General features: G+C 47.6%; 32 protein-coding genes and 1 riboswitch. Of the genes, 14 read left to right on the top strand and 18 right to left on the bottom strand.

What is annotated here, in order from left to right:
• Window positions 1-43 precede the first annotated feature (43 nt).
• The gene (locus tag SLH55_RS03910) at window positions 44-634 is read left to right on the top strand and encodes a GNAT family protein (RefSeq protein ID WP_320322711.1); all 591 of its coding nucleotides are present in this window, start codon (window positions 44-46) and stop codon (window positions 632-634) included.
• Between the two features lie 98 nt (window positions 635-732).
• Window positions 733-832, top strand: a riboswitch (purine riboswitch).
• 54 nt (window positions 833-886) lie between these two features.
• Complete coding sequence (add, locus tag SLH55_RS03905) at window positions 887-1,879, top strand: adenosine deaminase (protein ID WP_320322710.1); 993 nt, start codon at window positions 887-889, stop codon at window positions 1,877-1,879.
• Between the two features lie 55 nt (window positions 1,880-1,934).
• Here the strand turns inward: add and SLH55_RS03900 are convergent, their stop codons facing one another.
• Together SLH55_RS03900 and SLH55_RS03895 are read right to left on the bottom strand one after the other, a co-directional pair.
• On the bottom strand, window positions 1,935-2,117 hold the full coding sequence (locus SLH55_RS03900) for a CsbD family protein (RefSeq protein ID WP_219167410.1): 183 nt from the start codon (window positions 2,115-2,117) through the stop codon (window positions 1,935-1,937).
• Between the two features lie 130 nt (window positions 2,118-2,247).
• Window positions 2,248-2,610, bottom strand: a complete 363-nt coding sequence (locus SLH55_RS03895) for a VOC family protein (protein ID WP_320322709.1) — start codon at window positions 2,608-2,610, stop codon at window positions 2,248-2,250.
• Window positions 2,611-2,843: 233 nt separating this feature from the next.
• Between SLH55_RS03895 and SLH55_RS03890 the strand changes: the two genes are divergently transcribed.
• Complete coding sequence (locus SLH55_RS03890; protein ID WP_320322708.1) at window positions 2,844-3,356, top strand: DUF402 domain-containing protein; 513 nt, start codon at window positions 2,844-2,846, stop codon at window positions 3,354-3,356.
• A gap of 65 nt (window positions 3,357-3,421) precedes the next feature.
• On the opposite strand, the gene SLH55_RS03885 is transcribed toward SLH55_RS03890, so the two are convergent.
• Window positions 3,422-3,556, bottom strand: a complete 135-nt coding sequence (locus SLH55_RS03885) for a hypothetical protein (RefSeq protein ID WP_320322707.1) — start codon at window positions 3,554-3,556, stop codon at window positions 3,422-3,424.
• 297 nt (window positions 3,557-3,853) lie between these two features.
• On the opposite strand from SLH55_RS03885, the gene SLH55_RS03880 reads away from it, so the two are divergent.
• Both SLH55_RS03880 and SLH55_RS03875 read left to right on the top strand, forming a co-directional pair.
• Window positions 3,854-4,369, top strand: a complete 516-nt coding sequence (locus tag SLH55_RS03880) for an SRPBCC domain-containing protein (RefSeq protein WP_320322706.1) — start codon at window positions 3,854-3,856, stop codon at window positions 4,367-4,369.
• Window positions 4,370-4,393: 24 nt separating this feature from the next.
• Complete coding sequence (locus tag SLH55_RS03875; protein WP_320322705.1) at window positions 4,394-4,774, top strand: VOC family protein; 381 nt, start codon at window positions 4,394-4,396, stop codon at window positions 4,772-4,774.
• An 87-nt stretch (window positions 4,775-4,861) separates the two neighbouring features.
• Here the strand turns inward: SLH55_RS03875 and SLH55_RS03870 are convergent, their stop codons facing one another.
• Window positions 4,862-5,104, bottom strand: a complete 243-nt coding sequence (locus tag SLH55_RS03870) for a hypothetical protein (RefSeq protein ID WP_219167405.1) — start codon at window positions 5,102-5,104, stop codon at window positions 4,862-4,864.
• A 71-nt stretch (window positions 5,105-5,175) separates the two neighbouring features.
• Window positions 5,176-5,799, bottom strand: coding sequence for an HNH endonuclease family protein (locus SLH55_RS03865; RefSeq protein ID WP_219167404.1), 624 nt, complete (start codon window positions 5,797-5,799; stop codon window positions 5,176-5,178).
• Window positions 5,800-6,158: 359 nt separating this feature from the next.
• Between SLH55_RS03865 and SLH55_RS03860 the strand changes: the two genes are divergently transcribed.
• On the top strand, window positions 6,159-6,665 hold the full coding sequence (locus tag SLH55_RS03860; RefSeq protein WP_320322704.1) for a GNAT family N-acetyltransferase: 507 nt from the start codon (window positions 6,159-6,161) through the stop codon (window positions 6,663-6,665).
• A 79-nt stretch (window positions 6,666-6,744) separates the two neighbouring features.
• On the opposite strand, the gene SLH55_RS03855 is transcribed toward SLH55_RS03860, so the two are convergent.
• Together SLH55_RS03855 and SLH55_RS03850 are read right to left on the bottom strand one after the other, a co-directional pair.
• A complete protein-coding gene (locus tag SLH55_RS03855; RefSeq protein WP_320322703.1) occupies window positions 6,745-7,287 on the bottom strand; it encodes a cysteine hydrolase family protein in 543 nt (180 codons plus the stop codon).
• On the bottom strand, window positions 7,284-7,478 hold the full coding sequence (locus SLH55_RS03850) for a DUF1272 domain-containing protein (protein ID WP_219167401.1): 195 nt from the start codon (window positions 7,476-7,478) through the stop codon (window positions 7,284-7,286). The genes SLH55_RS03855 and SLH55_RS03850 overlap by 4 nt, the downstream gene beginning before the upstream one ends.
• 146 nt (window positions 7,479-7,624) lie before the next feature.
• On the opposite strand from SLH55_RS03850, the gene SLH55_RS03845 reads away from it, so the two are divergent.
• Window positions 7,625-8,044 carry an Lrp/AsnC family transcriptional regulator gene (locus SLH55_RS03845; protein WP_320322702.1) on the top strand — a complete coding sequence of 140 codons (420 nt, stop codon included), beginning with the start codon at window positions 7,625-7,627 and terminating at the stop codon, window positions 8,042-8,044.
• 70 nt (window positions 8,045-8,114) lie between these two features.
• On the opposite strand, the gene SLH55_RS03840 is transcribed toward SLH55_RS03845, so the two are convergent.
• From SLH55_RS03840 to SLH55_RS03830, 3 genes are all read right to left on the bottom strand, one after another.
• Window positions 8,115-8,960 carry an AraC family transcriptional regulator gene (locus SLH55_RS03840; RefSeq protein WP_320322701.1) on the bottom strand — a complete coding sequence of 282 codons (846 nt, stop codon included), beginning with the start codon at window positions 8,958-8,960 and terminating at the stop codon, window positions 8,115-8,117.
• Between the two features lie 130 nt (window positions 8,961-9,090).
• Window positions 9,091-10,104, bottom strand: coding sequence for a hypothetical protein (locus SLH55_RS03835; protein ID WP_320322700.1), 1,014 nt, complete (start codon window positions 10,102-10,104; stop codon window positions 9,091-9,093).
• Window positions 10,097-10,981 (bottom strand): ABC transporter permease subunit, encoded by an 885-nt coding sequence (locus SLH55_RS03830; protein ID WP_320322699.1) that lies wholly within the window; start codon window positions 10,979-10,981, stop codon window positions 10,097-10,099. The genes SLH55_RS03835 and SLH55_RS03830 overlap by 8 nt, the downstream gene beginning before the upstream one ends.
• 117 nt (window positions 10,982-11,098) lie before the next feature.
• Between SLH55_RS03830 and SLH55_RS03825 the strand changes: the two genes are divergently transcribed.
• Together SLH55_RS03825 and SLH55_RS03820 are read left to right on the top strand one after the other, a co-directional pair.
• Complete coding sequence (locus SLH55_RS03825; protein ID WP_320322698.1) at window positions 11,099-11,785, top strand: hypothetical protein; 687 nt, start codon at window positions 11,099-11,101, stop codon at window positions 11,783-11,785.
• Window positions 11,786-11,801: 16 nt separating this feature from the next.
• Window positions 11,802-12,233: a DUF4275 family protein gene (locus SLH55_RS03820; RefSeq protein ID WP_413787079.1), complete on the top strand. Its 432-nt coding sequence runs from the start codon at window positions 11,802-11,804 to the stop codon at window positions 12,231-12,233.
• Window positions 12,234-12,247: 14 nt separating this feature from the next.
• Here SLH55_RS03820 and SLH55_RS03815 read toward each other — a convergent pair whose 3' ends face one another.
• From SLH55_RS03815 to SLH55_RS03805, 3 genes are all read right to left on the bottom strand, one after another.
• The gene (locus SLH55_RS03815; RefSeq protein WP_219167394.1) at window positions 12,248-12,598 is read right to left on the bottom strand and encodes a potassium channel family protein; all 351 of its coding nucleotides are present in this window, start codon (window positions 12,596-12,598) and stop codon (window positions 12,248-12,250) included.
• A 103-nt stretch (window positions 12,599-12,701) separates the two neighbouring features.
• Entirely contained in the window at window positions 12,702-13,694 is a 993-nt protein-coding gene (locus tag SLH55_RS03810; protein WP_320322696.1) for a Gfo/Idh/MocA family oxidoreductase, read from the bottom strand.
• Between the two features lie 96 nt (window positions 13,695-13,790).
• On the bottom strand, window positions 13,791-15,443 hold the full coding sequence (locus tag SLH55_RS03805; RefSeq protein ID WP_320322695.1) for an ABC transporter substrate-binding protein: 1,653 nt from the start codon (window positions 15,441-15,443) through the stop codon (window positions 13,791-13,793).
• 100 nt (window positions 15,444-15,543) lie between these two features.
• Here SLH55_RS03805 and SLH55_RS03800 point away from each other — a divergent pair, with 100 nt between their 5' ends.
• Entirely contained in the window at window positions 15,544-16,788 is a 1,245-nt protein-coding gene (locus SLH55_RS03800; protein WP_219167392.1) for an MDR family MFS transporter, read from the top strand.
• 317 nt (window positions 16,789-17,105) lie between these two features.
• Here SLH55_RS03800 and SLH55_RS03795 read toward each other — a convergent pair whose 3' ends face one another.
• From SLH55_RS03795 to SLH55_RS03780, 4 genes are all read right to left on the bottom strand, one after another.
• Complete coding sequence (locus SLH55_RS03795) at window positions 17,106-18,680, bottom strand: SagB family peptide dehydrogenase (protein WP_320322694.1); 1,575 nt, start codon at window positions 18,678-18,680, stop codon at window positions 17,106-17,108.
• 20 nt (window positions 18,681-18,700) lie between these two features.
• Window positions 18,701-20,647 carry a TOMM precursor leader peptide-binding protein gene (locus tag SLH55_RS03790; protein ID WP_320322693.1) on the bottom strand — a complete coding sequence of 649 codons (1,947 nt, stop codon included), beginning with the start codon at window positions 20,645-20,647 and terminating at the stop codon, window positions 18,701-18,703.
• Entirely contained in the window at window positions 20,644-22,536 is a 1,893-nt protein-coding gene (locus SLH55_RS03785) for a putative thiazole-containing bacteriocin maturation protein (RefSeq protein WP_320322692.1), read from the bottom strand. The genes SLH55_RS03790 and SLH55_RS03785 overlap by 4 nt, the downstream gene beginning before the upstream one ends.
• A gap of 129 nt (window positions 22,537-22,665) precedes the next feature.
• Window positions 22,666-22,935 carry a heterocycloanthracin/sonorensin family bacteriocin gene (locus tag SLH55_RS03780; protein ID WP_320322691.1) on the bottom strand — a complete coding sequence of 90 codons (270 nt, stop codon included), beginning with the start codon at window positions 22,933-22,935 and terminating at the stop codon, window positions 22,666-22,668.
• A gap of 290 nt (window positions 22,936-23,225) precedes the next feature.
• Here SLH55_RS03780 and SLH55_RS03775 point away from each other — a divergent pair, with 290 nt between their 5' ends.
• On the top strand, window positions 23,226-23,423 hold the full coding sequence (locus SLH55_RS03775) for a hypothetical protein (protein ID WP_320322690.1): 198 nt from the start codon (window positions 23,226-23,228) through the stop codon (window positions 23,421-23,423).
• A 106-nt stretch (window positions 23,424-23,529) separates the two neighbouring features.
• On the opposite strand, the gene SLH55_RS03770 is transcribed toward SLH55_RS03775, so the two are convergent.
• Complete coding sequence (locus SLH55_RS03770) at window positions 23,530-24,003, bottom strand: GNAT family protein (RefSeq protein WP_320322689.1); 474 nt, start codon at window positions 24,001-24,003, stop codon at window positions 23,530-23,532.
• 131 nt (window positions 24,004-24,134) lie between these two features.
• Here SLH55_RS03770 and SLH55_RS03765 point away from each other — a divergent pair, with 131 nt between their 5' ends.
• From SLH55_RS03765 to SLH55_RS03755, 3 genes are read left to right on the top strand one after another with little or no spacing between them, the layout of a single operon-like run.
• A complete protein-coding gene (locus tag SLH55_RS03765) occupies window positions 24,135-24,626 on the top strand; it encodes a GNAT family N-acetyltransferase (protein ID WP_320322688.1) in 492 nt (163 codons plus the stop codon).
• Window positions 24,616-25,155, top strand: coding sequence for a GrpB family protein (locus SLH55_RS03760; RefSeq protein WP_320322687.1), 540 nt, complete (start codon window positions 24,616-24,618; stop codon window positions 25,153-25,155). Before SLH55_RS03765 ends, SLH55_RS03760 begins: the two co-directional genes overlap by 11 nt.
• Entirely contained in the window at window positions 25,152-25,757 is a 606-nt protein-coding gene (locus SLH55_RS03755) for a hypothetical protein (RefSeq protein WP_320322686.1), read from the top strand. Before SLH55_RS03760 ends, SLH55_RS03755 begins: the two co-directional genes overlap by 4 nt.
• Window positions 25,758-25,767 lie beyond the last annotated feature (10 nt).

Here is a 25,767-nt window from a genome sequence, read left to right as displayed (position 1 = left end):
ATAAAATAATGATGTTCTAATAATTGGAAGCAGGGGGATGGGGATGGACACATTCTTGGTTGGAAAATCTGTGTCTTTGCGTACTTTTCAAAAAGAGGATTATGCCTTGATTTTGAAAGCTTTGAGCAATCCGGAAATCAGAAAGATGACGGGTGCACAAAAAATGTTAACACCAGCGAAAATCGAAAAGGCTTACGATGCCTTTGCGCTGGATGATCATCGAATTGACCTGATCATCACGAAGAACGAAACGGAAGAACCTATTGGAGATCTTGCCTTAAACGAGATTGATTATTTGAATCGCCATGCGAATGTGCGAATTGCCCTCCATGATCCGAAGTATTTCGGGAAGGGTTTCGGTACGGAAGCATTGCGTCTGATCATGGAGTATGGATTCCAGCACCTCCATTTAAATCGCATCGCCTTATGTGTATATTCATATAATGCGAGGGGAATCAAAGCATACGGTAAGCTTGGGTTTAAGCAAGAGGGTGTGATCCGCAGTGAGCTATTCTACGATGGGGAATTCCATGACAACATTATCATGGGCGTGTTGCGGGACGAATTTTTTGAAGCTTTATCGGAACTGGATGGGGAACGAAAGAAAACTGTTTCATCTAGCCGGGAAGCATAGGAACGGTTCTGCTGCTTCTTTTTGATTTCAAGAAAGCAACAGAACCGTCCCCGCGCTTCACCTTGACATTCAACGCGAATTTTATTATCGTTATAACAAACCAAATAGGATTTCACATTCGTATAACTCCAATAATATGGTTTGGAGGTCTCTACCAGGAACCAAAAAATCCTGATTACGAAGAAGGTACTGTACTTTGTATTTTCTTCGTAATCAGGATTTTTTTTTATAGAAAAATTGAGGAGGTCCAACATGAACTATTCGACAATGCCTAAAATTGAACTTCACTGCCATCTGGATGGGAGTGTCAGACCCGAAACAATTATTGATTTAGCGAAGAAAGACGGAATTCAGCTTCCTTCTTTTGATCAAGATAAGATAAAAGAAGAGCTGATTGCCCCGTTAGACTGCGAATCATTGGATGAATATCTGGAGAAGTTCTCGATTCCGAATGACGTGATGCAGTCGAGAGAAAACCTAAAGAGAATCACCTTCGAACTGTATGAAGATGCGGCAGAGGAAAACGTGAAATATATGGAGGTTCGATTTGCCCCGCTCTTACACACGCGAAATGGACTGTCGGTGGAAGAAATCATCGAAAGTGTCATTGATGGGATGAAAGAAGCGGAAGAGCGATTTGATATCAAAGGGAATATCATTTTGTGCTGTATGAGAACGATGTCTCCGGAAAGCGCCTTTGAAGTGGTGGAAAAGGGGAAGGGGTTCCTTGGCAAAGGAGTCGTCGCCATCGATTTATGTGCGTCCGAAGAGGCGGGGTTCTGCGCGAAATTCGTTGAACCGATTGCTCTTGCGAGAGAGTATGGCTACAGAGTCACGATCCATGCCGGTGAAACAGGCGTCGGGAGAAATGTTCTCGAGGCCGTTGAATGGCTGGGGGCAGAGAGAATCGGGCACGGTGTTTATATTACAGATTGTCCGGAAGCGTATCAGGTGGTAAAGGATAAGGGGATCGTGCTTGAAATCTGTCCGACGAGCAATGTTCAGACAAAAGCCGTTCGGGAATTCCGAGATCACCCGCTTTACGAATTTCACAGAGACGGTATCAAGATCACCATCAATACAGACAACCGAACGGTCTCGGATACGACGATGACGAAGGAATGTGAATTGGTGTGGGGTGAATTTGCCATGAGTGAAGAGGATTATCGGGAGATCTATCTGAACAGTGTGGACGCGGCTTTTGCGAGTGATGAGGTGAAGGAAGAGTTGAAGCAGTATTTGTAGAGGAGCCAAGGAACGGAAAAGGAAGCGCAGGGAATTGCCCCGCGCTTCCTGGTTGTTACCAATTCTTTTTAAACGATTCCTTCGCATTTCCAACCTTCTCTTGCATCTTTCCTTTATCCTTGTCGCGTTCACCTTCTGCAATCATCGAATGGTCGTTTGTCAGTTTGCCTAGCCCTTTCTTCACTTCTCCCTTTGCCTGATTTGTCTTTCCTTTTACTTGATCATGATTTTCCCGCATGTTCTCACTACCTCATTTCTATGGTATGATTTCTTATTATTCAATATCCGATTCTAAAAAAAAATAAACAAAAGGAAGGCGGGAAATAGTGGGAATTTTTTAATCAGGTAAATGTGGGGAGGCCCGCTCCTCAAACCGCTTGAATCATTTCGACCCGATTTCCGAAGGGATCTCTGAACTCAAACCGTTCGAATCCGGGTATCGGTAATCCTTCAAGGATTTGAATGTTTTGCTTCTCCAATAGGTTTCTCCAAGTTGAAATATTATCGACCTGGTAAGCCAGATGGGCTTTCGTTTTGGAACGGTCGAACCCATCTTCCGTGCCTATGTGAACATCTCTGTCCCCAACCTTTAACCAGAATCCTCCGCGGCCTTTCAATGAGTCGGGTTTCTGGATTTCAGGTAACCCCAGAAGATCACAGTAAAATTCTTTTCCCTCTTTTTCAGTGCCTTTCGGAATGGTGATCTGGACGTGATGTAAACCGAGTATCATCTAAACTCATTCCTCCTCTATTGGGAATAAATTCTAACCTTAGTTTAATAGTATCTCGAGTATTTTAATAAGTAAATGATAATGATTTTATGATATGGTATAAGATTTACTTATTTTGGAGAGAAGGTTGCGATCTTAGAAACCTTTATATTGGAAGAAAGCTCCACTATAATAGCGGGTGAAGGAGCCGCTTTCCCTTTGCTTCTCGAAACTCATTAAAGGTTGTGTTCGAAATGGAAGAAATGATTGAACGAAAGATTAAGTATAATTTAGATACTGTGGATTATAAATGTAAGGTATTGGAACGGGAGGATCGAAGTATAACGTTATTTCATGTCATTGAAACTCCTTTTACCATAACGACTCCAGATGATGACATAACGATCCCACGAGGGAGTTATACCGTCGCATATTATTGGGAGGACAGACCGTATAATCTGTATTTTTGGAGAAGTCGGAATGGTGACTATTTGGGTGCGTATTTTAACATAGTGAAAAATACAAGAATTGTCCCCGGTATGGTATCGTTTGAAGATTTAATTGTGGACGTACTTGTATTTCCTGATGGAAGATATACCGTTTTAGATGAAGATGAATTGCCCATTTCTCTTGAGCTTTTTGAAGGAGGGGCAGTGAAGGAGTCGTTACAAGCATTGATTTCTGAAATAGACGTCATCATGGAAGAAGTGAAACGAGAAGCGTCTGGGGTCTATCGTCATGAGGCGTTTTCACCTTATTTGGTATAAAGTGTTGGAAACCGGAAAACCCAGAGCCAAGAAGAATCTGGGTTTTTACCGTTCTCTTTGAGGAACTAAATATGATCTGTTTCAATCCTTGGGGCCACAGGTTCAAGTGCTGCCGCTGCTTTGGCATTTTGATTGTGGCGATCCTGCTGATATTTATTGGCTGAGTCTCCGTCTTTGGATGGTTTCTTTTTGTCCGTCACACTACCACCTCCTATGGATAGTGTGCTCTATTTTCATGATTGTAGTGAACATGCTTGGGCGTCGACTTCATAAAAAAAGGAAGCATGAGAACCGTCCCTCTGCTTCCACAGGAAGAGCCAAGGGACCTGTCCCCTTGGCTCTTTCCCTTGGCTCTTTTGAAGAAAAAGTTAGAGAGAATGAAGGAGTATAGGATTCTCTGGAGAATACTACTATCGGTTACTTTTTTTAGAACGCAACAGATTCAGGCCATCACATCTTCACAATATGTACATTCAACCTATTGAGGAGGAACTGAAATGTCCAACAGCCATATGCTTTCGAGAGTGGAAGACAACCGGGTACTTATCTTGGAAAGGACCTTTGATGCCCCGCGTGATATTGTGTTCAAGATGTTTAAAGAGCCCGAGTATCTCAAACGCTGGTGGGGGCCAAGAGGTTGGGAGCTGCCTGTATGCCAAATGGATTTCCAGCCGGGAGGTGTCTGGCATTACTGTATGAAATGCGTGGATCAAGGCCAGGGGCCATTCTACGGAATGGAATCATGGGGAAAAGGGACGTATAGAGAAATCTGCGAACCGGAGAAAATCGTTTACGTCGATGTCTTCTCGGATGCGGAAGGCCATACGAATGAAGACATGCCGGCAACGGATGTGACGTTGGAATTCGTTGACATGGGAAGTAAGACGAAGGTCATCAACCGTTCTGTCTACACGTCAGCGGAGGCCCTCAAGACCGTGTTGGATATGGGAATGGAACAGGGAATTTCGGAAACGTGGGATCGCTTGGAAGAAGCACTTCAATCGCTGAAATAACATGTTAGAGGAGTGGGATAAACGTTGATCAATAAAGTCGGTCAAATTATGGTATATGTGGATAATCAGGATGCAGCAGTCCAGTTTTGGACGGAAAAAGTAGGGTTCACCGTGAAGGCTGAGGAAGATAACGGTCAAGGGATGAGATGGATTGAAGTGGCGCCGACGAAGGACGTCGAGACAAGCATTATTCTTCATAACAAAGAATTCGTGGCAAAGATGTCACCTGGACTCAATCTGGGTACGCCATCCTTGATGTTTTTCACCGATCGATTGGATGAATTTTATACGGATTTATCCAATAAGAACGTCACCGTTGGGGAAATCGTCGAGTTGCCAGGGGGCAGGGTGTTTAACTTTGCGGATGGTGAAGAGAATTATTTTGCCGTGATGGAGATGAAGTAAGATGGTGAGCCAAGGGGAGCCAAGGGGACAGGTCCTTTGGCTCTTTTTTTATGAAACGGGACCGGGGGACCTGTCCCCTTGGTTTTTTTATGGCCGTTCCAACACAGCTGCCAGCATGTTATGCACTACCTCATGATCCCGCACGTCGTGTAAGCGATAGGCATCCCCGGGAAGGGAATACCACTCTTCTGCCCCGACGTATGTGATCGATAGCGTTAGGGTACCATCCTCTTCACAAGTTGTCACGAGTTCGAGCTCCCCGCTGATCACCCCGACTTCAGCCGTCATGACCCCGTGGGTCGCAGTGAAAATAGTCGATTTCTTCTCCATATGTATGCCTCCAATTCTATGTTTGAATTTCAAAAAGGAAGCACGAGAACCGTCCCCGTGCTTCCCTGGAATCAATAGACGCAGCTGTTCAGCATGCCTTGAAGGGCGGTTTTTTCTGAAGATTGCAGGCTCAAGCCCCATTTATATTTTGTGCTGATCCACCATTTGGAGTAACCGCAGGCGGCACCCGAACGCGGTGGCTGCCATGTGGATGGGTCCTGGTCGCCTTTGGAACGGTTAGAGCTTGCGCTGACGGCGATCAGCTGGGGACCGCTCAAGTCATTGGCGAAGTCTTCACGCTTCTGTGTCGTCCAGCTGCTGGCACCGGAGCGCCATGCTTCTGCGAGGGGGACGACATGATCAATGTCAAGGTCGGACGGATCGGTGAACGTGATTCCGTCGTAATAACTGTACCATGAACCGGACGTTACGGGGCAGCTGCCGCTGTAGCTGTCGGCATCACGCTGGAGTACGAGCTGGCGGGTGTCACAGCCATTTCCCTGGCCGATCCAGTGGGGGAACTTATCCCGGGAATAGCCGGTCATGGTGCTTTCAGATTTCACAGTCAGGGCGTTCAGCTGAGATTGGGCAGTTGACTTGGACGGTGTGCCGGGCGGGAAAGCGAATGCGGACGGCAGGAATAAAGCGAACGAGAGAAGCAGGGCAACGACAAACAACAATGATTTCTTTAGCATGGGAATGCCTCCTGTATGTATTTTTTTATATCAACATGTCATTCCCTGAGAGAATGGCATGTTAATAGTAAAACAACGTAGTCAGGCAGTGAGAAATGAAATTTTCTTGAGGAATTGGCATCAGTTGTGTTCGCTTCTACTTGAAATGATAGGGGATGGAATAAGCTTCTAACAAGTTAATATTTTGTAAATCAGGGGTTACTTAGAAAGATGAATCTTTATGCCTGTACCTTCAGAATCATATGGTTATCAGGAGAGGGAGATTTGTGTGACGTAATGACTAGAGGGAGTCTGAAATAATTCGATAGTGGTACGGAAAGTTCAGCTTTTATTCAGTAGATATAGTTGGAGGTTGGATCATGATACGTATTTTGAAAGCAAACGAGAGTCATGTAAAAGGCATTAAGAAAGTCTGTTCAGAGGGGTATTGGGCAACGTATAAAGAGATTTATGCAAAAGAATATATTGAAAGAGTGATAGAAGAGTTTTATAACGAAGAGCGGATCCTGCAAGAAGTGACCACATCGGACCGGGATTGGGGAGGTTATTATGTTGCGGTTGAAAATGGTGAAGTTCTTGGTGCCGGTGGGGGCGGGATGATCGGGAAGACTGAGGGAGAGCTGTTTGTCTTGTACCTGGATCCTTCGAGGCGCAATGAAGGGATCGGGACACTCTTGTTAGAGGCCATCACCCAACAGCAGAAAGAAGAATTCCATGCGGGGAAGCAGTGGGTGTCTGTGCAAAAAGGGAATCAGAAGGGGATTCCTTTTTATGAAGCGAGAGGGTTCCTGTATGAAAGTGAGCAGCCTGTTTATGGGAATGAGGAGGGGGAGTATCGGTCGTTGAGGTATTCACGAACTATATAAGGGGAAGCATGGGGGCGGTTCTGTTGCAGCTTCTTGGATGAAAGAAAAAGCACGGGAACCGTCCCCGTGCTTCTACCCTTTACAATCGTCGAAGGTATTCCCTCGTCGTTATCACAGTGGCAAATTTATCGTGCACGGTGGCAAGAGAAACGGTATGGACGGTCTCGGCATCTATGAATGACCCTTTATAGTGGATTCCGAATGCAGCCGTTGCATCCTCGATTAGATACGTGGTGAATCCCAGATTTCCGCTCATCCTGGCGGTGGTGGAGACACAGTGGGGAGTCGTTAACCCTGTGATCACCACTTCTTTGATGCCTCTTTCGTGTAAGTGGCTTTCAAGTGAGGTGCCGATAAAAGCGCTATTTACGTCCTTTGTGATAACCGTTTCTGTTTCGAGAGGTTTCACGATTTCTTTAATCGCTGAACCTTCATGGTTTGGATGAAAGCCGGAGAGAGGATTCGTTGAAACATGTTTGATAAAGATGATTTCTTCCTCCTTTTTCCGAAATTCATCTAATAATTCCTTGATATTGTCCTCTGCAAACGGGTTATTCCTCTTTCCCCATTGAGGATGGGTGAACGTCTCTTGTACATCTATGATGACAAGTGCACGTTTCATGACCGGCCTCCTATTGGACAAGACGCAGCATGTTTCGGTCGTCTCACCAGTTCTCCATGACAATTTGGGCAAATGTTGGCCATTTCATTTGTACAAGAGGAACAAAACGTACATTCATGAACACAAATGTAAGCCTCCCCATGAACATCGTCTCCACATTTTTCGCATATTGACTTCATTTCTAATCCCATAACCAAACCCCTTTTCTCATTGATATACCATTATCTTATTGAAAAAAAGAATTTGTTTACATGCTATTTCTTAGGGGTTTTTACTGCTATTCTTAAATTATTAAGGAAATGATTGGTGTTTACATTACATTTGAAGGTGGAGAATCGTGGATACTATAAACCGGCATATATTGGACGTATTGCAAGTGAACGGCAGGATTTCGATGACTGAATTGGGAAAGGAAATCTCCCTTTCCGTTCCTGCCGTCACAGAGAGGGTTAGAAAGCTTGAGGAGCAGGGAGTCATAGAGGGGTACAAAGCTATTATTAATCCGGAAAAGGTGAATAAACCGGTTAAAGCATTTGTATTGATGAAAACCCATCGGTGTAAAGCCTTCAGAGCCTTTTGCAAGGAACATCCCCACGTTGTAGAATGTCACCGGCTTACTGGGGAATACAGTTATCTAGTGAAGGTTGTGACCGGAAACAATCAATTGTTGGAAGCATTTATTGATGCGTCTATGGAGTATGGAGAACCGTATACGATGATGAATCTTTCTTCACCGGTGAGCGGGAAGATTATTTGAACATGAAAAGGCAATGGCTGGATGTTGGCCCATTGCCCCTTTTAAAGGGTAAGCTCCGTTGTTCATGAAGTTATGGTGTGACGATGGGCACCCATAATTCATGGCGTGGCTTATGTCCCGGTCCATAATAACATTCAATACACGGTAAATTGGCCAGTTCATATCCTGAGGTAGGGACCCATTCAGTATATAACCGTTTCCAGGCTTCCCTGACATTCGGGAAGACGGCCCACGTACTCGGCGGAATCACCACAGTTTCCATTCCCTCGCGCGGCTCTCCGTCATAGCGGACTCCCATGAAATAGGTGAATTCTTCCTCCATGATGGCCGCTTCTTTTCCACAAACCCCTAATACGCCTTCCAATGTGCATTTCGGATTTTTCCACGACATATCAATTAATTCCTGCATGAAGCCGTTTTTCTTCCCTTTGCTCCAAAGAGTGGGAATGATTTTAAAGGCCCGGTTGGTGCTGACTGTTTCTCCTTTTCCTGCCAATGTGATTTCAAACTCCACATGCTCGATTCGATATTCCATTTCCGTGTCTCCCTTTATCGTCAATTGAAAGGATATTTTCGGAAAAGCTTTCAACGGCACCCCTTCATGACGGCATTCAGATGGTTTGATTCCATGCATTTTTTTAAAAGCCCGGGAAAACGAATCAGCAGACTCATACCCATACGTGTTCGCCACTTCTAAAATCCGGATATCGGTTCTCTGTAAATCGAAGGCCGCCCGGGTCAGTCTTCTGCGCCTGATATATTCTGATAATGAAATCCCCGATAGAGAGGCAAACATCCGGGAAAAGTGGAAATCCGAGCAGTATGCGATTTTCGCTAATTCTTTATAGTCTATCTCTTGATCAAGATGTTCTTCAATGTAATCCAACACCTGATTCATTCTCGTAAGCCAGTCCATCGAATCCTCCCTTTCATCATCCATTTTAATCAAAATCAGAGACGCCCTGCCCGACATTTTTTGCCTAAAAAAGCAGGATGCCTTTTCATCAAAAAAGGAAGCACGGAAACCGTCCCTATGCTTCCGTGCTTCATCCCTTAAATGTAAACAATTCTTCCGACCGCACAACCCGTTCTTTGGGTTTCTCCTCTGCTTTCACCTTTTGTTTCACCGGCAGATCACTGTCGATCAATGCTCTCTTTAGCGTGGAGCTGATGGAATTGATGGAAAGAATCAGGATCGAGAACAGAATCAACGGTACAACCACAAGTAACGGAGTCGAGAATACCTGCTGAATGTTCATACTGATCGTCGCAGCCCATTCATTCGTTTCTGAAAAATAGACAGGGTTACTCGGTTCAAAGGGACCGATGGCGAATTCCGCCACTTTCATTCCTCCAAGGGCCATCAGGATGATGCCGAGCTGAATGAGCAGGGAAAGGGCCTGTGATACCTGTTCGGAAAATAATACAATCGAGTGACGCAGGAATTGTGGCACCAGATGTTTCTTCACTAAATGAAAGCGGCTTGCCCCCATGCTCTTCGACACATCGACGAATTCCTGCTTCATAAAGAGCTTCATCTCTTCTCCCAGGTAAATGCCGAGAGAAGGGATGGTGATGGCGGCAATACCCACCAGCTGGATAAAGAAGTAGCGGCCGGATGGGAGGGCATCTCCCTGAAAAGCTCCCTCGAGCGGGGCCAAGAGTCCAAACACGACAATGGCAAGGGGGAGGTATTGGAACGCTTCTCCCAGTCCCTTTAATATACGGGTGAATGATCCCGGCAGAAAGGTGTAGAGAAGGGCGAACCCGAAGCCGAAGATCATCCTGAGTGCAGCGATGAAAAGGGCCGCAAAAATCGTAAATTTTGCTCCGGCTATCAGGAGCAAGAGAAAGTTCCGGCCGAGCCGGTCACTCCCCAAGAGCGGCATTTCTTCAGGCGTGAATGGCGGTGCAGCCGTCACCTTATTGTTTTCATCCATCATGTATTGCGTGATTTTATCATAGTCAGGATTCACCACTGGAATCAGGAAGCTTGTCGCAAGGAGGCCGACGATGATCAAGACAGGAAAAGTCATTCGTTTGATGAGCGATCTAGACATGGTATTCTCCTCCTTTCAGCCATTTCTTCAATAGTAGGGAACCGATCGTAAACACGATGTAGAATGGGACGAATATCAGAAGCATCCCAATAAAAAAGGCTGGTGATGACGACGTTGCCGTTCTGAGCAGGACTGTCATAAAGCCTTTGATATTGAATAAAATCTCGATGACAAGCAGATTCGAGAGCATGAGCAGAAAGATCGGCTTCAAATGCAGGAAGAAATGGATCCATACATTTCGGAACACATGGAACCAGATCGTATAACTCTTCTTGAACCCTTTTGAAAAGGAAAACTCTACATAGGGCTTACTTTCTTCTTCTTTGAGCTGGAATAAAAATTGTTTTACTAAAAACACCACGGGCAGAAACGAGAGGCAAATGACGGGCAGCATATAGATCTGTTCTTCCCCGGTCGTATAGATATCAAATAAGAGGAAGTCCGTTTTTTTGAACAGCCAGATGATGAACAGCTGGAATAACACGACGAGGAAGACATCGGGAATTCCGTCGAGAATGTTGACGACTTTTTCTGAAGCCCGGAATAGCTTTCTCGGCATAAGCATCATCAGGTAACTTACGACAACTGAAATCAGAATGGCGACCAAAAAGGAGATGAACAAAATGGTGAACGAATATGGGTAGGTAGTGAGAAATATGTCGAACATCCCGTATTGTTTATCTTCTGCGCCCCACAGGACGATGATGGAAGAAGGTGAGGCGAGTTCAAGCATCGTCTGCCACAGCCTGAGGCCATATGCTCCTACATTGATGACAAGCTCTGTATCATAATCCAATAAAGCGCTGATGCCGCTGAGTAGAAACAAACCGATGAACACAATGACAAAATGAAAGGGTGTGCGTACTGCTTTATTCATAAAAAAACTCCCCTGCCTAACTTTAGGAAAAATTACAAATTTTACAATATTCATGCTACAATAACGACATGCATTAGTAAACACAATTCAGAAAATAATGTCGAAGGTGATATGTAAATGTGTCGAAAGATAGTTCTACTTATTGTACTCCTTTCATCCTGTCTGTTCCTCTCAGCCTGTCGCGTGGTATTTAATCCATTCGCGCAGAACGCAGAGCAGAAGGAAGTCCAAAAAGAGTATCGGCAAACAGCGGATGTGCAGGAGCAGGAGGAAGTCGTGGAGGAGGAGCTTGAGGAACCTGCGTTTAAAATTGATGCGACTCTTACATTGGATGGGGAGAATATGGTGATATCAGGGGATACGGATCTTCCGCCTGACACAATTCTGGAAATTAAGTTAAAACCATATAAAGGAAATGCTACACCCGAAGAAATTGAAGAAGAAACTGCCGGGACCCTTAATGAAGTGCCTGCCAACACGGTAGGGATCGGCACTTCGGTGGAAGAAGATGGATCCATCCGGGAGAAGACTTACTTCAGACCGGATTTGTCGACCCGCTATCGATTTGAATTGACCTTCGAGCCGGAAGGGCAGGAAGAAGAAATCAAGCAACAATTAATCAATCAAGCTGGAAATCTGGATGAATTGGCCGGACTACAGGTGTTGAAGGAGGCTGATTCGTCGAATTCAATGACTCATGGGGATGAAGCAGTGAAGGGATATATTCAAACCGTCAACATCATGAAAGCCGATGAGAAGAATGGGGACGGCGTGACGTTGGAGTTTGAGCGAGCGCTTAGGTAACGGAGGAACGAAGATGATAGACCTGTACGATAGACTGGCCGCCCGTCATATGAGGGTCAAGGAAATGCCCGAATGGAGCAACTACCTGTTGAAGAAGTGGGAAGACGCGTTTGTGTCCCACTTAAGCGACGAAGAAAAGGAATCGATCTTTCTTCACAGTGACCGGTACTCCTGCGGATTTCTATGGCATGTGTTTAGTTGGGAGAAGACGGATCGTTTGGTTGGCAAGAAGGCGAAAGAGCTTTTTCAAAAGCAGCGAAAAAGAGAATGCTTTGTGTTTTATCAACTAAAAGAAGATGTTCTCCTCGTACAGAATGCCTCTAGGCTCGGAGTGGAGGACTTGCGGGATGAAGAAGATGTGTACATCGTCGATAAAAACTTCACCTGGACGTATGTCCAGACACATGATAATGAGGAATTCGGTCCTTATTTCACCTATAAGTCATGAACAAAAAAGGAATGCTATTCTTTCTCAGCATTCCTTTTTAGTTTCTCCGGTTTCTGGATCATGGCATACGCCACGTACCCGATCATCCCGATGAACACACCGTTCCCACCGAATATATAGATCATCGTGAAGATCTTGCCGAAAGGCGTTTGAGGTTCGAAGGTGGGATGCCCGATCGTGCTTAACGTGACCACGCAAAAATAAAGGGCGTCGATCACGGCCAGGCCTTCCTGCTTCACATAGAAAAATGTGCCTGAGAATAACATGACCAGGACCATGGTGAAAAGAACCTGGAAGTTTTTTAGCTTAAAAGCCTGCCAGAGGGCTTTGAGCAGTCGTTTTAGGGTGAGGAAGAATGAGATCATGGTGACTCCTTTGATAGATTTGAGATGTTGATAGCATAACAGATGGCGTGAGAGGTTGAGAAGAGCCAAGGGGACAGGTCCCTTGGTCCCCGTCCCCTGACTGTTATTTTAATGCTTGAAGGATGTCTTCGCATAATGCCATCGTCCCAACGTTTTCTCTCGCGTTGGAAAGTGGTGTCTTCTTTCCTTCGCAGCATGCGAGGAAGTGTGCCATTTCTCCTGTAAATCCTCTAAGATACAGGTCCCTCATGGTTCCTGACATAGGAGAGGCGGATGGTGTGAAGACTGTATCTCTTTCCTTTAATCCTTTCCAGGGAAGGTCTTCGAAGGTTTGGGAGGCGTGAATGCGCAGGGTTTCGATTTCCACAGCTTCTACAAAGCCGTGATCGAAGGTGACCTGCAGCCTTTCACTTTCTCGGGACCAGGCCGACATTCCGCTTAAAAAGACCGTTCCGACCACTCCGTTTTGAAACTCGAGGGTGAGACATTGTGAGATATGTGGTCCCTCACTATTCTTGAACCCTTTCACATTCCTTACTTCACCGAACAAATAACGGGTAAGGTCGACTAGGTGGATCGCCGCAAATTTCAGATACTCCTCATCGTTTTTACAAAACGGCGTGCTGTCGACGGCGAAGCGGGCGTCGAATGACCGAACCGACCCCAGCTCTTCTTCCTGGATAAGGGTATGAAGGGTTTCGTAGACCGGTGCATATCGTTTCATAAAGCCGACCATGACCTGAACCCCTGCTTCTTCTGCCGCATCTGCGATGACCTGAGCTTCGTCCTTTGTCATTCCCAGTGGTTTCTCTACAAACACGTGCTTTCGGAATTTGATGCAATCCATGACGAGTCGGGCTTGATCTTGGGGCTGAGCGACAACGATCACTCCATCGCACTCTTCTTCTTCAAGCATCGTGATGTGATGATCATAGGCATTCCCTGTACTGCCAAATCGAAGCAATGCTCTTTTGGAATTATCCTTGTTCCTGGTTGCTACAGCCTTGATGGTCGCGCCTGCTTCTATCAAAGATGGATATATATTGGTAGTGGCGTGAAATCCTGCTCCTATCATACAGATAGATGGTGGTGTCATCATGATCTCCTCTTTCATTCAGCAATGGTTTCTTCTTTCTTACGATACCCGTTTTTACGTTAGGAATTAAAGGACATATGTCCGATTCAGTTCACTCTATACCTCGGGCCGCACCCACAGCCTCGAAAAGTCCACATACCCAAAATGCTTGAATTCGATATTCATAATATCCGTCGAAAACGGGATGTAGCGTTTCTCATAATATAGAGGAATCATGATTGACTCTTCCATGAGCTTCTTCTCCAGGGTCATGTTTAGTTCGTTCCATTTTTCAAAAGGAGTATGGCAGTACTTGTCCAGGTATGCCTTCCAGGGGCTGCCTTTCTCAAAGAGTCCTTGAAGAGGTGAATATCCATTTTTCAAAAAGTGATAAAACGAAAAATCCTGGTTGGATTCAAAGATTTCCCCGTGAACGAAGAGATCCACATGAAAGGTCTCCGGCTGCCTTGTCAGCGTGTCGGCAAACGAAAACCACTGGACGTCGACGGGGATTTCCTCTTTTTTAAAGATCTCCACGAGCCACTCGGTGGTCTTCGCTGTATGGTTGGCGCAGCGGATCACGAGGGGTTCGGTGAACAGGGGACGGTCCACTTCGGTGATCGTCATGCCTTGATCCTGACCGACGATAATGCTTTTCCCATTCGGTGTCAGGCGGGGATCGAGGTCACGGAGGGTATGGCGGTATTTCGCAATGACCCAGTGCAGATAATCCCGGACTTCTTTTCGTTGAATCTGGGAGTCTCGTCCCGGAAGTGCATTCATGACGATAATCCCGAACCCTGAGTCACTCTCAACCTCAACGGAAGTAGATTGATTATCATCTATATGAGAATGATAGATTCCTTTGAAATCCTTTGGGACTTGGACAAATTCCACGGCATCAAGGAGTGGCCTCTCCTGAAAATGTTCCTTGAAGGCGGTGAGGGTCGTCTTTGAATCGGTATTTTCCTCAAGAGAGAAACAGCCTGTTCCGAAGGTCCGTCCCTTGGTTTCTTTATAGATGCTCGCACACATCATCGTGAGCATGGGAAGGATGTAACTGCAGCCCCCGGGATGGTGGATGTCGATGATGAGAGGGCCTTTGACCTCGATTTCTTCGATCGGTTCCCATAGCTCCTGATAGTGATGGCAGTTCTTTAGCTGTTCGAGACAGTGGACAACATCTCTGGCGGTCAGGATGGAGCCGTCGTGGAACCGGACATCCTTTTTTAAATAGAACCGAAGTTTACTTGTAGAAGAATCCCAGCTGTGAGCAAGTTCCGGTAAGATGTCCCCGTCTACTGTAATGGAAACGAGGCGGTTGAAGACGTTTGCCACCAGATGAGCGCTCATGACGTCGGCCGCCTCGAGTGGGTGGATGGAGAAAAAGGGATAGCGCTTCGGCACGATTAGCTTATCTTTGGACTCCTTCACGAACCCGAGCTTACTGTGGAAATGCGTCATGAGCCTCATCTTGCTGTCTGTAGACCAGTTGTACATGAGATACTTGCTGCTCTCGTCGATCGGATCTTCATCCATCCGCCTCACGACTTCTTCTTCGAACTCTTCCTCCACATCTTTCTTCCATTTCAGGGTCGATACATTCCCACGTCCGCGGCCTGGGGTGAAAGCGATCCAACCTTCTTCATTCCATTTTTTTAAGTAGCGGGAGGTCTGCTTATGGCTTAATTGCAGGGTTTCAGAGATTTCCTCGACGCGGATGCTGCCGGAGGGATAGTACCTCCAAAGGGTGAGTAATTTGTTCTCCATGCGGGTTCTCCTCCTAAAAGGGGACATCAATTTGAAAAGTGTCTATTTTTAAATTTTTCCGTCTAGTTTACTATACAGTAAATAGAGGAGGGGGAACAACATGAAGTGGAAGGAATTACCTCAAAATATTAAAGTACGGATGATCACGTCATTCTTCAATCGTGCCGTCTCATCCGCCGTCATGCCATTCATGGCGCTGTTCTTTGCACAGGAACTGAATAAAATCTGGGCAGGGATCTTCCTGATCGGGACTGTCGTGATCGGATTTTGCGTCAACCTAGTCGGGGGATACATATCAGACCGTTTTCCCCGGAAAAAAGTTTTGCTGACGACGTCGTGGCTGAATGCCTTGTTTTTCTTGGTGATGACGGCAAGTTTATTTCCAGAAGATAATCTGATCCTGCTGTTTGCAGGTGCTTATATCGGGTTCATCATCACGAGCAGCCTCGGCCGTCCTGCGATGCATGCGATCATTATCGACTCGACGACGCCGGAGAACCGGAAAGCCGTCTATGCTTTGGATTACTGGTTGATTAACTTGTCCATGGCGATCGGTGCCGCCCTTGGGGGACTGCTGTACCTGAACCATCAGACAGAGCTATTCATGATGCTGACCTTCACATCGACAACGATTCCCGTTGCGTATGGGATTTGGCTTCAGGACAACTTTAAGGACCAGCTTCAGAAAAAGCATGCGAATGTGTTCGTCGATCTTGTGAACAACTACAGGGTCGCCTTTAAGGATTCGGCCTTCGTGAAAGTGGTGGCAGGATCGACTTTCATCTTCGCGGCGGAATTTTCCTTGAACAGCTATATCGGGATCCGCCTGGCGGAAACGTTTGAGGCTGTGAGTATAGGGAGTTTCGAGATCGTCGGGGTGAGGATGCTCAGTATCTTGAACATCGAGAATATGCTCTTAGTTGTTTGTCTTACTTTTATCATCAATCGCTATACCGATACGTTGAATAAAAAGCATGCTTTGTTGATCGGGTTGATCCTGTATGGCATCGGCTATGCGACGGTCACATCCGCCAATACGTGGTATCTCCTGATCGCTTTCAACCTGATTGCGACGATGGGGGAACTGATTTACTCGCCGATCCGGAATGCAGAACAGGCGAATATGATTCCGAGCGACAAGCGTGGCTCATATTCTGCTTTTTCCAACCTGTCCTTCAGCGGAGCGGACCTCGTCGCACGATCAACGATCATCATTGGTGCCTTTTTGATGCCAACGATGATGAGCGTCTACATCGGTTTCATCGTCATGATCGGAACAGTCCTCGTCTATACCGGTTTATTCGGCCGTAGCTGGGTCAAGACGAAAGTGCTGGAAGTGAAGTGAGGGACGGACCTCCAAATGAAGCATACGTTTCATTGAAAGTGTGGTGTTGGAGGTCCGTCCCTCTCAAAAAGGGAAGCACGGGAGCGATCCCGTGCTTTTGATGTAAAGAAAATTCGATCAAACCGGATCAATTCCAAATCCACGCGGATATTCCGCGGCACCTCTCTCACCACCCCTCACATCTACTATCAAGCCAGGAACACTCCCCAGCTAAAATAGACAATCTACCGACTCTTTCCTGCGTGAAAAAAGGGAGGGACGGACCTCCAAATTCCCCCAGCCTCAAAATCAAAACGGGAAAATAAAGGTCCGTCCCTCTAATTCATTAAACTACCTTTGAGCCAGGCGCGCTGACGGGAGGGGCCGATGGGTAGTTGGATGAGGGTGGTTTGGTTTTCTGAGTTTAGTTTGTAGATGTGGTCGGTCCGTTTGGTGTCGAATCCAAGGAGTGGATGGCCGCCGAAGCCGAGGGCGGATGATGCGAGGAGGAGGCGCTGGACGAGCATGCCTGCTTCCATTTGCATGATCCGGTAGCCTCTGTATCCTAAGGTGTCCTGATAGGATTTTCGGTTCCCGGTGATATGAAGGCATAGTGGCACCTGAAGCAGGTTGACGTTGTCGAGTGAGAGCCCCTTCTGCAGCTCCAGGCGGAAATCCCCTGTCTGGATTTCCCGCAGGGCATGACGGCTGCTTTCATAGGCGTATGCTCCGTCAGGTACACCTTCTACGTTATAGAAACACCCGACAATCGAAACTCCGTCCCCATTATCATAAGGCACCTCGTCAAGATCACTCCGGTAAGAATAGCATTGAAGGGCTGTTTTCAATAATACCGAAAGCTTCTCCAGGCTGACCTTTCCCATGACAAAATCCATTTCCGGGGAATGGCGATTCCTGCACGCCTCCGCGAAATCATATGCAAAGGACTCCACTTCAGGTAAGAGGATTTCGGTTCCTCTGCTCTTATCATCACCGCACGGTTTTCCACGTTTATGAAATTCCCCGGTTGACCGGATTTGAGAAGCCTCATTCACCGCCAACAACTTGGGGAACTCTCTCACTCTTTCAGATTTTTCATAGACTTCGAGATCGACTAGGGGAAGCTCCCGACACAACTCTTGAGACATGACTACCCGATCGCTCCCGCTTCTCCCCACTGCCCAATTCGTTGCCCCAACCGAAAGGGGAATGACGGCATAGACACTTTCTTCTTCATCAGACACCCCGACCAAACGGTTGATGCTAGCATCCAGAAATTGAGCATACACCCCCGACTCGAATCCGAACTGTTTGGACGTTTCCAGCAGCTGCCCCATAAGGACGCCGGCATCGAGTCCCTGCAGCCGGTAGGAGAAATTATTGTATTTGAAATAATTTTTCCAAAATCTCGTTGAAATTAAGGCGGTGGCAAAGCAGGATGATATGTCACAGCGGTTGCCGAGTGCCCGTTCCACATAGGAATCGACATTGCCTTCCCGGAGGAGGACAAGCTGATGGTGGAGAGGATTATAATGATAGATTCCATGGGGCAGATCATCGAGCTTTAAGTAGATGTACAGCTCATTCGGATACAGGGCCCCTCCCGATGGAGCGAACCGCCGGCTGGAGTGGATGGGGGAGGATTCTTCGTCCCCGGTATCATCGGGATACAGCGACTCGCTCACCCCGCTGATGCCATACACATACCAGAGGAAGTGACCGATTCGTTCCAGGCTAACAGGTCCCGGTCTTCCAGAAAGCGACAAGGGTACTTCCAGGGACAGTGGGACAGCCGGCAATCCCCTATACAGCTTGTAGGGGAGAGGGGCATCCTCCCAGTCCACTTCAAAACCAGGAAGATTCGCCCGGTTGATATCAAATTGCAGATTGTGCAGAAAGGATTCGAGACTCATCCTTTTCACCTCTTCCTCCGTTAAGGAAACGGATGGGGTTTCTGGTTAAGCTCATCAAACGTCAGCGGCCGGTCGGCATATCCAAGTTCCGCCGGTACGTTCAGGACCCGATCCAGACCGGTCAGGCGGGTGAGATGGTGCCCGAACGTCATGGGGAGCATGCCGGGAATTAAGACTTTCACACAGTGCAGTCCGTTCTTGGTAAGTTCCGGTGCGGTCTGGTCGACGACGATCACATCAAGGTCACGATTCCGGAATGTATCGAGAATCTCCTCCAGATCCTCCGTTAGGTCGATATGGGCAGACGGCTCTTTGAAGGCATCTTGGAAACTCTGCAAGGGACGCTCCTCATTCTGTAAAAAACCGAATCGCTTCTCAGCCTGAGGCAGACCGTACAGCATGCCGTGGTCATCCATCTGCCTGACAAGGGAATCATCATCCAGCATTTTTTCATAATCAGCTTTGTTTTTCTCCAATTTTTCATCAAGATTCAGCATCATCCCGGCGAGCTCCTGGATCGCACTTTTCGCCGCTCTGACGGGATCCAGGTGGGCACCGGCCGCGAGGATCAGATTCAATCCCGTGTCTTTCCTGTTTTTCGCCATGGCAAAAATGCTTGGAATGCCGTGCTCCATCGTGGAGTTATACAAATACAGATCGTACCCGGCAACCGCCCTCATCCGCTCGATCATGAGCTGAAGCTCTTCATCCTCCGCCGTAACGGGGTCTAGACGCGGCAGACTGAGTTCGGCATACCAGGTCATGAGGAAGGAATCCCGTTCGACGACCTCCATGATGCCGTAGAAGATCGCTTCCTCCCGGCTGCCGCCGAGGGCACAGCCATTGGACGTTTCGTACACAAAACCGGATGAGCTGCAGCCTAGGCTGTAATAGGAAAGAAGCTCAGGGACGAGAATCGGTCGCTCATCGATGAGGGAATAGCCCCACACCCAGTCGATGGCACGGTCAGGATCAAACTTTTCAAAAGGAAAACCTTCCATCCTGTACTGTTCATCGCTGTGAACCCCGACCTTGAGGGGATTCAGGGCATGTTCCTCCACGTTCCGGTAGCTCTCACGGACGACGGTCCGTTTGCCGCGGGGCTGCAACCCACAGTGCCGCTCCAACCCTTCAAGGATGGCCGTCAGTTCACTATCCGAGTATACCTGTGTCCGGCCAGCCGTCCCTTCATCACCCGAGAGCATCGGCATGTTCACGCTCGCATCGGCAAAGGGGGTGACAAGGTCATACATTTTGTTGTTAAAAAGGCCGGTCCGGTTATCCAGGTAGTCGCTGACAAGGACCTGCTTCAACTCATCGAGGGGAGTGCACCGGAAACTGTCTGACCGGATCTTCCGACTGGGCTGAAGGGTGATTCGTGCGTGTTCCGGTGCATCGTCCGGGATCCCACTGCACACCGGACAGAGGGAATCGGGAACGAATGAGTGCCACGAGGTGTTCAATGTTTTTAAATCGGTGAAGCATACCCGTCCCTCGGCGGATGCCTTTTTCCCTTGGAGGATCCGGGAGGCTTCTGCTGACACGATATGAGTCAAGTGAAGGAAACCGATCCCGGATGCCCATGGATCTCTCGTCATACCGCCTTCTTCCGCGAGCTTTTCCTGAACCTGCCGCATCTCATGCCGTTCCTTGCCGCCAAGGAGACGCCTTAGATCGGCACATTGGGAGCAGCCTGGTTTGTCCGGCAGAACCAGTGGTCCGATGATTCCTTCTCCAAACGCCACGAAGCCTCTCAGCCATGGGATTGAAAGCTGCCTCATCACTTCTTCGGTCCGTTGGTGAACAGCCGGATTCCACGCGTCATCCAGGACGAGGGCCAACTCCGTATTGGCCGGGAATGTTGCTTCCACATTTTTTTGCCGGAAAACGGGGTAGCGGACCGATAATTCGGAGCAAACCGAGTCCGCCAGCATCCCGTCCCCGACGATTACGACGAAAGAGCTCATGTCGTTCCCTCCTCTCGCAGCATTACACCGAACACCCCTGTAAGCTCCTGTTTTAAAATGGGTTCGATATTCAGTTCATACATGACGAGTCTTAAGTCATTCCGTTTCAGGGTGTTGATTGCTTCTCTCACAGACTCGTCGCTCGGCGGTATGCTGATTCTCTCCGCATTTCCTTCTGCCAGAGTAACGGCAACAAGCTGTGTGTCGCGGGCATCATTTTGAAGCTGAAAGAGTGCATGCTGAAGAGCGTTCCTCAGGGCGAGGGTAACGTTTAACCCCGTATGGCCATACCAGCCATTTTTTCCACGAACATAAAGGACAGGGAAACCAGAAACCTCTTCCCCCAATCCGATTTCCGGGGGCTTTCCACCAAGTGTGGTCAAGGCCTTCAGATAAAATTGGCATTTCTCATCCTCGACATGATCAAGCTCAAGACGGCACACCTTATTGCTCCGAGCAGATTCCCTCTTTCTCAATCGATCCGTCAGGCACGTCTGAACACCGCGTCCGACACATTCTGAAAACGTCGCTCCGGCAGCAGTGGCCATGAATTCCCCGTTCTCATGGGGAACGAGTAATCTGCCGAGACCCGATGCATACATTTCAATGCCCCTTAACCCGGCTTCCCGTCGCGCCTCTTCATGAGTGAAGCCGCTGCAGATCACGTCATCGAGGAGCTCTGCTGGTCCAGGGGACATGACGTCCACCGCCTGGACGCGGCATTGGGCGAGGGGAAGCTGCTTCGTGTCTCCTTCTTCCCAAACATGAAGAATCCCCGTTTCTTTTGACGAGAGGCGTGTAAAGAGATACAGCACTTTTTCTGGATCGGTTCTTTCAGATGTTTGTTCCAGACGCGCTTCCGGACTGTGAATCGCTTCGGCTTCCATCAATCCCGTTTCAAGGGGATGGGGGAGGAAGGTATGCCAGCTGCCTTCAAGGGTTTCGGTATCGAGCAGATAGATTCGATTTCTCTGTGTGGATGTTGAAACGCCTGTTAGCTCCTTGAACAACTCAAAGACAATCATGTTCGCAAGCATAGCTCCAGGAACCGCCGATTCAACCTGCGTATGGTGCTCGTTCCGCAACGCAGAGGAATGGAGCCGTCTCCATGCAGATTCCCATCCGGCCTCAGAGTCAGCATGGATGATGGGTCCAGCGATTCCTTTCTCCCGGTGGCAAAGTGCCGGAATAAGCAGCTTCTTATCTGTTCTGCACAGGGCATGGATGAGGTCGAGTTCTTCCTGGTCTTTCTTTTGACTGACATACAAAATTGAATCGAATGGTTTCAGTGTCTCTCGCCATCCCCCTTGGCTGAAGGGGATTTCGAGGAGGTCGACGTCTGGATCTGATTTACGGGCATGTTTCACAAGCTCTGTCAGCCGGCGTCTATTCGTCGGACATTCATCGGTTATCAGCACCTGTACCTTCGGGATCCCCGATTCCAACAGGGAGGAAACAAGAGAAGTCAGGAATGGGCCGGATCCGACTGCAAGGGCATTGGCCCCGCGGTACGCTTCGAATCGTGAAGCACCTGAGCCCGCCAGACTGTCGACAAACTCGATTTGTGAAGCAAACTTCTGCACAATATGGGGAGGCAGCTCATGAGGCTGATCCCGGCTTACGTCCCGAACAAATCCGTTCTCGAGCAACACCTCCGCGATTTCCATGACTCTATTTTGATAAGGCTCGGGCAGTCCGTTGGTTAAATACTCAAGAGAATATTCTCCGTTGAACATCGGCAGCAGCTTCTCCACCCACTGATCAATCCCGCTTCCCTGCATCCGGAAAGAGCATTGGTTATTCCTGAAGTAAACACCGCTGTTTGGTTCAGGGAGGTAAAACGTGTCCCTTTTCACTTTTAACATCATAGAAGGGTCCAATTTCGTCATAGTGCTCCTCCTTACCTCCACAAATGTGACTATCATTATCATCGTATGACAGCCAATTTGTCCCTTATGTATAAAGAAAGACCCCTGCATGGACTCATGCAGGGATCTCTTTGAAGTATTAACCACTGACTAACGACCGCAGCGTCCGCATCTGCCGCATCCGCCACATCGGCCACAGCCACCACATCTGCCGCACCCTCCGCAACGGAAGCATCCACCACAGCCACCGCATCCGAAACAGCTGAAGAAGCAAGCAAACCCAAATCCGAAACAGCCCCCAAATCCAAGGAATAGCCGCTCATCATTCGGGTCATACATATTCTGATCCCAGGAAACCGGCTGTGTCGCCTGGAAATCACCTATATTCAGACTTTGAAGTTCATTATGAAAATTATTCATTCTCTCCATTACCTCCCACGCAAAATACCCAATGGCTCTCAACACAAAAGCAATACAAAACTAGGTAAATGCACCAAAAACGTGAACACTCATCATCAACTTATGTCACGAGAGTGGGGAGTGTGAATGATAAATGAGAGGGACGGACCTCCAAATCAGGAAATCAAACTATTAAAAACGGGATGCAGGAGGTCCGTCCCTCTAAGTTGGGTTGAAAAATATGGGGAATGAGTTTATTCCGTTCAACAAAGGGAATGGGAAGGTAAATGAGGTGGAAGAGGGTGGAGGATATGAACACGAGTCCTTCGTTATGGATGACTTTAATGATGACGATCTTCATGTTTGCTCTTTGCGTATATGGAGTATTCAATCCCCGTAATCAGGGGAAATACAAAGAGGTGATTCATTTTCTCTTTGTGTTGGCATCTATATCCTCGTTACTTCCTATTGGCGTTCTCGTCTTCATCATTGTGACGACAAAAAATTAACCGTGCATAATTCCCTTCTAGAGGAGCAGCCGATCAGTAGACACAAAAGGATGGATAGAATGAATAGTACGTTTTTCATGCGTAGAGGTCTTCCTTTCCTTTTCCACTAGTTCCAATCCTTCGCCATAATCACAAAACGATACTCCTGCCCCCTGATTTCATTCATAAATTCGTCCCTCACCCGGAATCCCTCTTTCTCATACGTCCGGATTGCCCGCTCATTGAAATCCGCGACGGCGAGTTCCAGATGAGTGAATTTCAGCCGTTCCCGACCCTGCTCGATGATGGCTTTCTCAAAGGCCGATCCATGTCCTTTGCCTGTCAGGGAAGGCTTCATTTGGACCCCGAGGACCAGGATATCTTTCCCGTCTTCTTCCACATCATAAAACTCACAGTTTCCGATCAGACTCCCGTTTTCGTCCACGACGGAAAAGGCTCTTTCCAGATGAACGCTCTGTTTTAGTCCTTCGATCTTTTCTATTTGACTATTATTATCGTAAAACGAATAGATTCCGTCATACGTCCAGGTAAGAAATTCATTGATATCCTCTTCGGTTCTTCTTCTAATGGTCAGTTGCATGCTGGTTTCTCCTTTTATAGGTGTTATAGACTTTTTTCTAGTTTATCATATGAATTTCTTTATTTTTCCTTTTTTTACAATTTGATCTGTGGTATCTTCCAGTAGAGTACCAGAAAAAGGGGAGAACACGGATGAACGTCGTGTCACTGAAAGAAATACGGAAAGAGAATTTGATTGCATTTTTCCAAGAGCATTGGGGAAGTCCTGAGATGGTCATTTCAAGCGGAATCTATAACTGTACTACTCTAGACGGTTTTGCCGTTTTAAATGAAGATACCGTGATCACAGGTTTGATTACATATGTACGTAAAGACGAGGGATGCGAGATCATTTCTCTTGATAGTTTAGAAGAAAAAAAGGGAATCGGCACGGCCCTCATCAAAGAAGTAGAGAAAATGGCTGCAAGGTCGGGCTGCAGACGAATCACGCTGATCACCACCAACGACAATCTGGCGGCACTGAAATTTTACCAAAAGAGGGGATTCGTGATGACGGCGATTCACCGGAATGCCGTGGAGAATGCGAGAAAGATCAAGCCGGAGATTCCATTGATCGGGAATGATGGGATTCCGATCAGGGACGAGATCCAATTGGAGAAGGTGGTGACAGGTGATGGAAAGTAGAGATTGGCCGAAGTGGGCGGTGGAATCGATTGAGATTGTGGCACCAGATCCAGGATGGCATGAAGCGGGATGTGTGGAAGTAACGAGACTCTTAGACTCTTTACGTTCATTCGGTGTACATGAAGTAGAGCATGTAGGTAGCACGTCGATCCACGACCTTCCAGCAAAACCGATCATTGACGTCATGGCGAAGATTCCATCCTTTGATGCCATGGACGAAATGGCCCTGAAACTTGAAGAGGATGGATGGCATTTCGTTCCGGTTGAGCTGGATGACCGGCCGTGGCGGAGATTCTTCATCAAGGTTGAGGACGATAGGCGTGTCGCCCATCTGCACCTTATGCTTGAAGGGGAACCCCGTTGGGACGAGCAGCGATTATTCAGGGACCGGTTGAACGGAAACCCTTCATTAAAAGAAGAATATGCCGAGCTGAAGATTCGTCTGGCGGACCAGTTCTCTGACGATCGGGAAGCGTATTCGAAAGGGAAGGAATCATTTATTAGGAAAGTATTGGGGGATGGGGAATGAAGAAACGATTGTTATATATCATGATACTCGCCATCGGTTTTCTGCTGATGGCGTGCAGCGGTGGAAAACAGGAAGTGGTGGAACAGGCCCAGCCCGAAGAGGTAAGTGAAAGTAGTGATAGCGGGGAAGATGCATCTGGAGAAACGGATGAAGAAGTGGATTCGGTAGATTTACAAGAAGCGACGTCCGAAGAACAATCGGACACAGAGGAAGACCCTCTTTCTTCCTACCCCTCAGATAAAATTGAATATGCACGCGTCTGGCTGCAGGTGACCGGGAATCAGGACGTAGGAGAGCTGAACGTGGAGCATATTTCAGCAGGGGAGAAGCTGAATCCTTATGATGAGGAAAGCGTCGCGTATCCGGAAGACGTCATCGTGCTAAGCGGCAAAGCCATGGCTGATGGCACCGTCATCTACAGCGGCAATGGGGACGGGACGATCAATGTGTACGATGTTCCGTCGCACTGGCCGAGTAGTGAGCAGATCGAGGAATCGATGGAGGAGTATACGAAGAAGATTGTGGATGGGACGGAGAATGTTTCGGTTGATGCTGGGGATGATGAAGCGGTTGTGGCGTTGATTGAGAAGATTAGTGGGTAGAGGTGAGAAT

The sequence above is a fragment of the Rossellomorea sp. YZS02 genome, from assembly GCF_033963925.1.
Lineage (GTDB): Bacteria > Bacillota > Bacilli > Bacillales > Bacillaceae_B > Rossellomorea.
This window is presented reverse-complemented; position numbering and strand designations above follow the sequence as displayed.

What these genes read in the sequence shown, in the direction of transcription:
- SLH55_RS03910 (WP_320322711.1), top strand. Translation starts at nt 44, where the DNA reads ATGGACACATTCTTGGTTGGAAAATCTGTGTCTTTGCGTACTTTTCAA.
- add (WP_320322710.1), top strand. Translation starts at nt 887, where the DNA reads ATGAACTATTCGACAATGCCTAAAATTGAACTTCACTGCCATCTGGAT.
- SLH55_RS03900 (WP_219167410.1), bottom strand. Translation starts at nt 2,117, where the DNA reads ATGCGGGAAAATCATGATCAAGTAAAAGGAAAGACAAATCAGGCAAAG.
- SLH55_RS03895 (WP_320322709.1), bottom strand. Translation starts at nt 2,610, where the DNA reads ATGATACTCGGTTTACATCACGTCCAGATCACCATTCCGAAAGGCACT.
- SLH55_RS03890 (WP_320322708.1), top strand. Translation starts at nt 2,844, where the DNA reads ATGGAAGAAATGATTGAACGAAAGATTAAGTATAATTTAGATACTGTG.
- SLH55_RS03880 (WP_320322706.1), top strand. Translation starts at nt 3,854, where the DNA reads ATGTCCAACAGCCATATGCTTTCGAGAGTGGAAGACAACCGGGTACTT.
- SLH55_RS03870 (WP_219167405.1), bottom strand. Translation starts at nt 5,104, where the DNA reads ATGGAGAAGAAATCGACTATTTTCACTGCGACCCACGGGGTCATGACG.
- SLH55_RS03865 (WP_219167404.1), bottom strand. Translation starts at nt 5,799, where the DNA reads ATGCTAAAGAAATCATTGTTGTTTGTCGTTGCCCTGCTTCTCTCGTTC.
- SLH55_RS03860 (WP_320322704.1), top strand. Translation starts at nt 6,159, where the DNA reads ATGATACGTATTTTGAAAGCAAACGAGAGTCATGTAAAAGGCATTAAG.
- SLH55_RS03855 (WP_320322703.1), bottom strand. Translation starts at nt 7,287, where the DNA reads ATGAAACGTGCACTTGTCATCATAGATGTACAAGAGACGTTCACCCAT.
- SLH55_RS03850 (WP_219167401.1), bottom strand. Translation starts at nt 7,478, where the DNA reads ATGGGATTAGAAATGAAGTCAATATGCGAAAAATGTGGAGACGATGTT.
- SLH55_RS03840 (WP_320322701.1), bottom strand. Translation starts at nt 8,960, where the DNA reads ATGGACTGGCTTACGAGAATGAATCAGGTGTTGGATTACATTGAAGAA.
- SLH55_RS03835 (WP_320322700.1), bottom strand. Translation starts at nt 10,104, where the DNA reads ATGTCTAGATCGCTCATCAAACGAATGACTTTTCCTGTCTTGATCATC.
- SLH55_RS03830 (WP_320322699.1), bottom strand. Translation starts at nt 10,981, where the DNA reads ATGAATAAAGCAGTACGCACACCCTTTCATTTTGTCATTGTGTTCATC.
- SLH55_RS03825 (WP_320322698.1), top strand. Translation starts at nt 11,099, where the DNA reads ATGTGTCGAAAGATAGTTCTACTTATTGTACTCCTTTCATCCTGTCTG.
- SLH55_RS03815 (WP_219167394.1), bottom strand. Translation starts at nt 12,598, where the DNA reads ATGATCTCATTCTTCCTCACCCTAAAACGACTGCTCAAAGCCCTCTGG.
- SLH55_RS03810 (WP_320322696.1), bottom strand. Translation starts at nt 13,694, where the DNA reads ATGACACCACCATCTATCTGTATGATAGGAGCAGGATTTCACGCCACT.
- SLH55_RS03805 (WP_320322695.1), bottom strand. Translation starts at nt 15,443, where the DNA reads ATGGAGAACAAATTACTCACCCTTTGGAGGTACTATCCCTCCGGCAGC.
- SLH55_RS03800 (WP_219167392.1), top strand. Translation starts at nt 15,544, where the DNA reads ATGAAGTGGAAGGAATTACCTCAAAATATTAAAGTACGGATGATCACG.
- SLH55_RS03795 (WP_320322694.1), bottom strand. Translation starts at nt 18,680, where the DNA reads ATGAGTCTCGAATCCTTTCTGCACAATCTGCAATTTGATATCAACCGG.
- SLH55_RS03790 (WP_320322693.1), bottom strand. Translation starts at nt 20,647, where the DNA reads ATGAGCTCTTTCGTCGTAATCGTCGGGGACGGGATGCTGGCGGACTCG.
- SLH55_RS03785 (WP_320322692.1), bottom strand. Translation starts at nt 22,536, where the DNA reads ATGACGAAATTGGACCCTTCTATGATGTTAAAAGTGAAAAGGGACACG.
- SLH55_RS03780 (WP_320322691.1), bottom strand. Translation starts at nt 22,935, where the DNA reads ATGAATAATTTTCATAATGAACTTCAAAGTCTGAATATAGGTGATTTC.
- SLH55_RS03775 (WP_320322690.1), top strand. Translation starts at nt 23,226, where the DNA reads ATGAACACGAGTCCTTCGTTATGGATGACTTTAATGATGACGATCTTC.
- SLH55_RS03770 (WP_320322689.1), bottom strand. Translation starts at nt 24,003, where the DNA reads ATGCAACTGACCATTAGAAGAAGAACCGAAGAGGATATCAATGAATTT.
- SLH55_RS03765 (WP_320322688.1), top strand. Translation starts at nt 24,135, where the DNA reads ATGAACGTCGTGTCACTGAAAGAAATACGGAAAGAGAATTTGATTGCA.
- SLH55_RS03760 (WP_320322687.1), top strand. Translation starts at nt 24,616, where the DNA reads ATGGAAAGTAGAGATTGGCCGAAGTGGGCGGTGGAATCGATTGAGATT.
- SLH55_RS03755 (WP_320322686.1), top strand. Translation starts at nt 25,152, where the DNA reads ATGAAGAAACGATTGTTATATATCATGATACTCGCCATCGGTTTTCTG.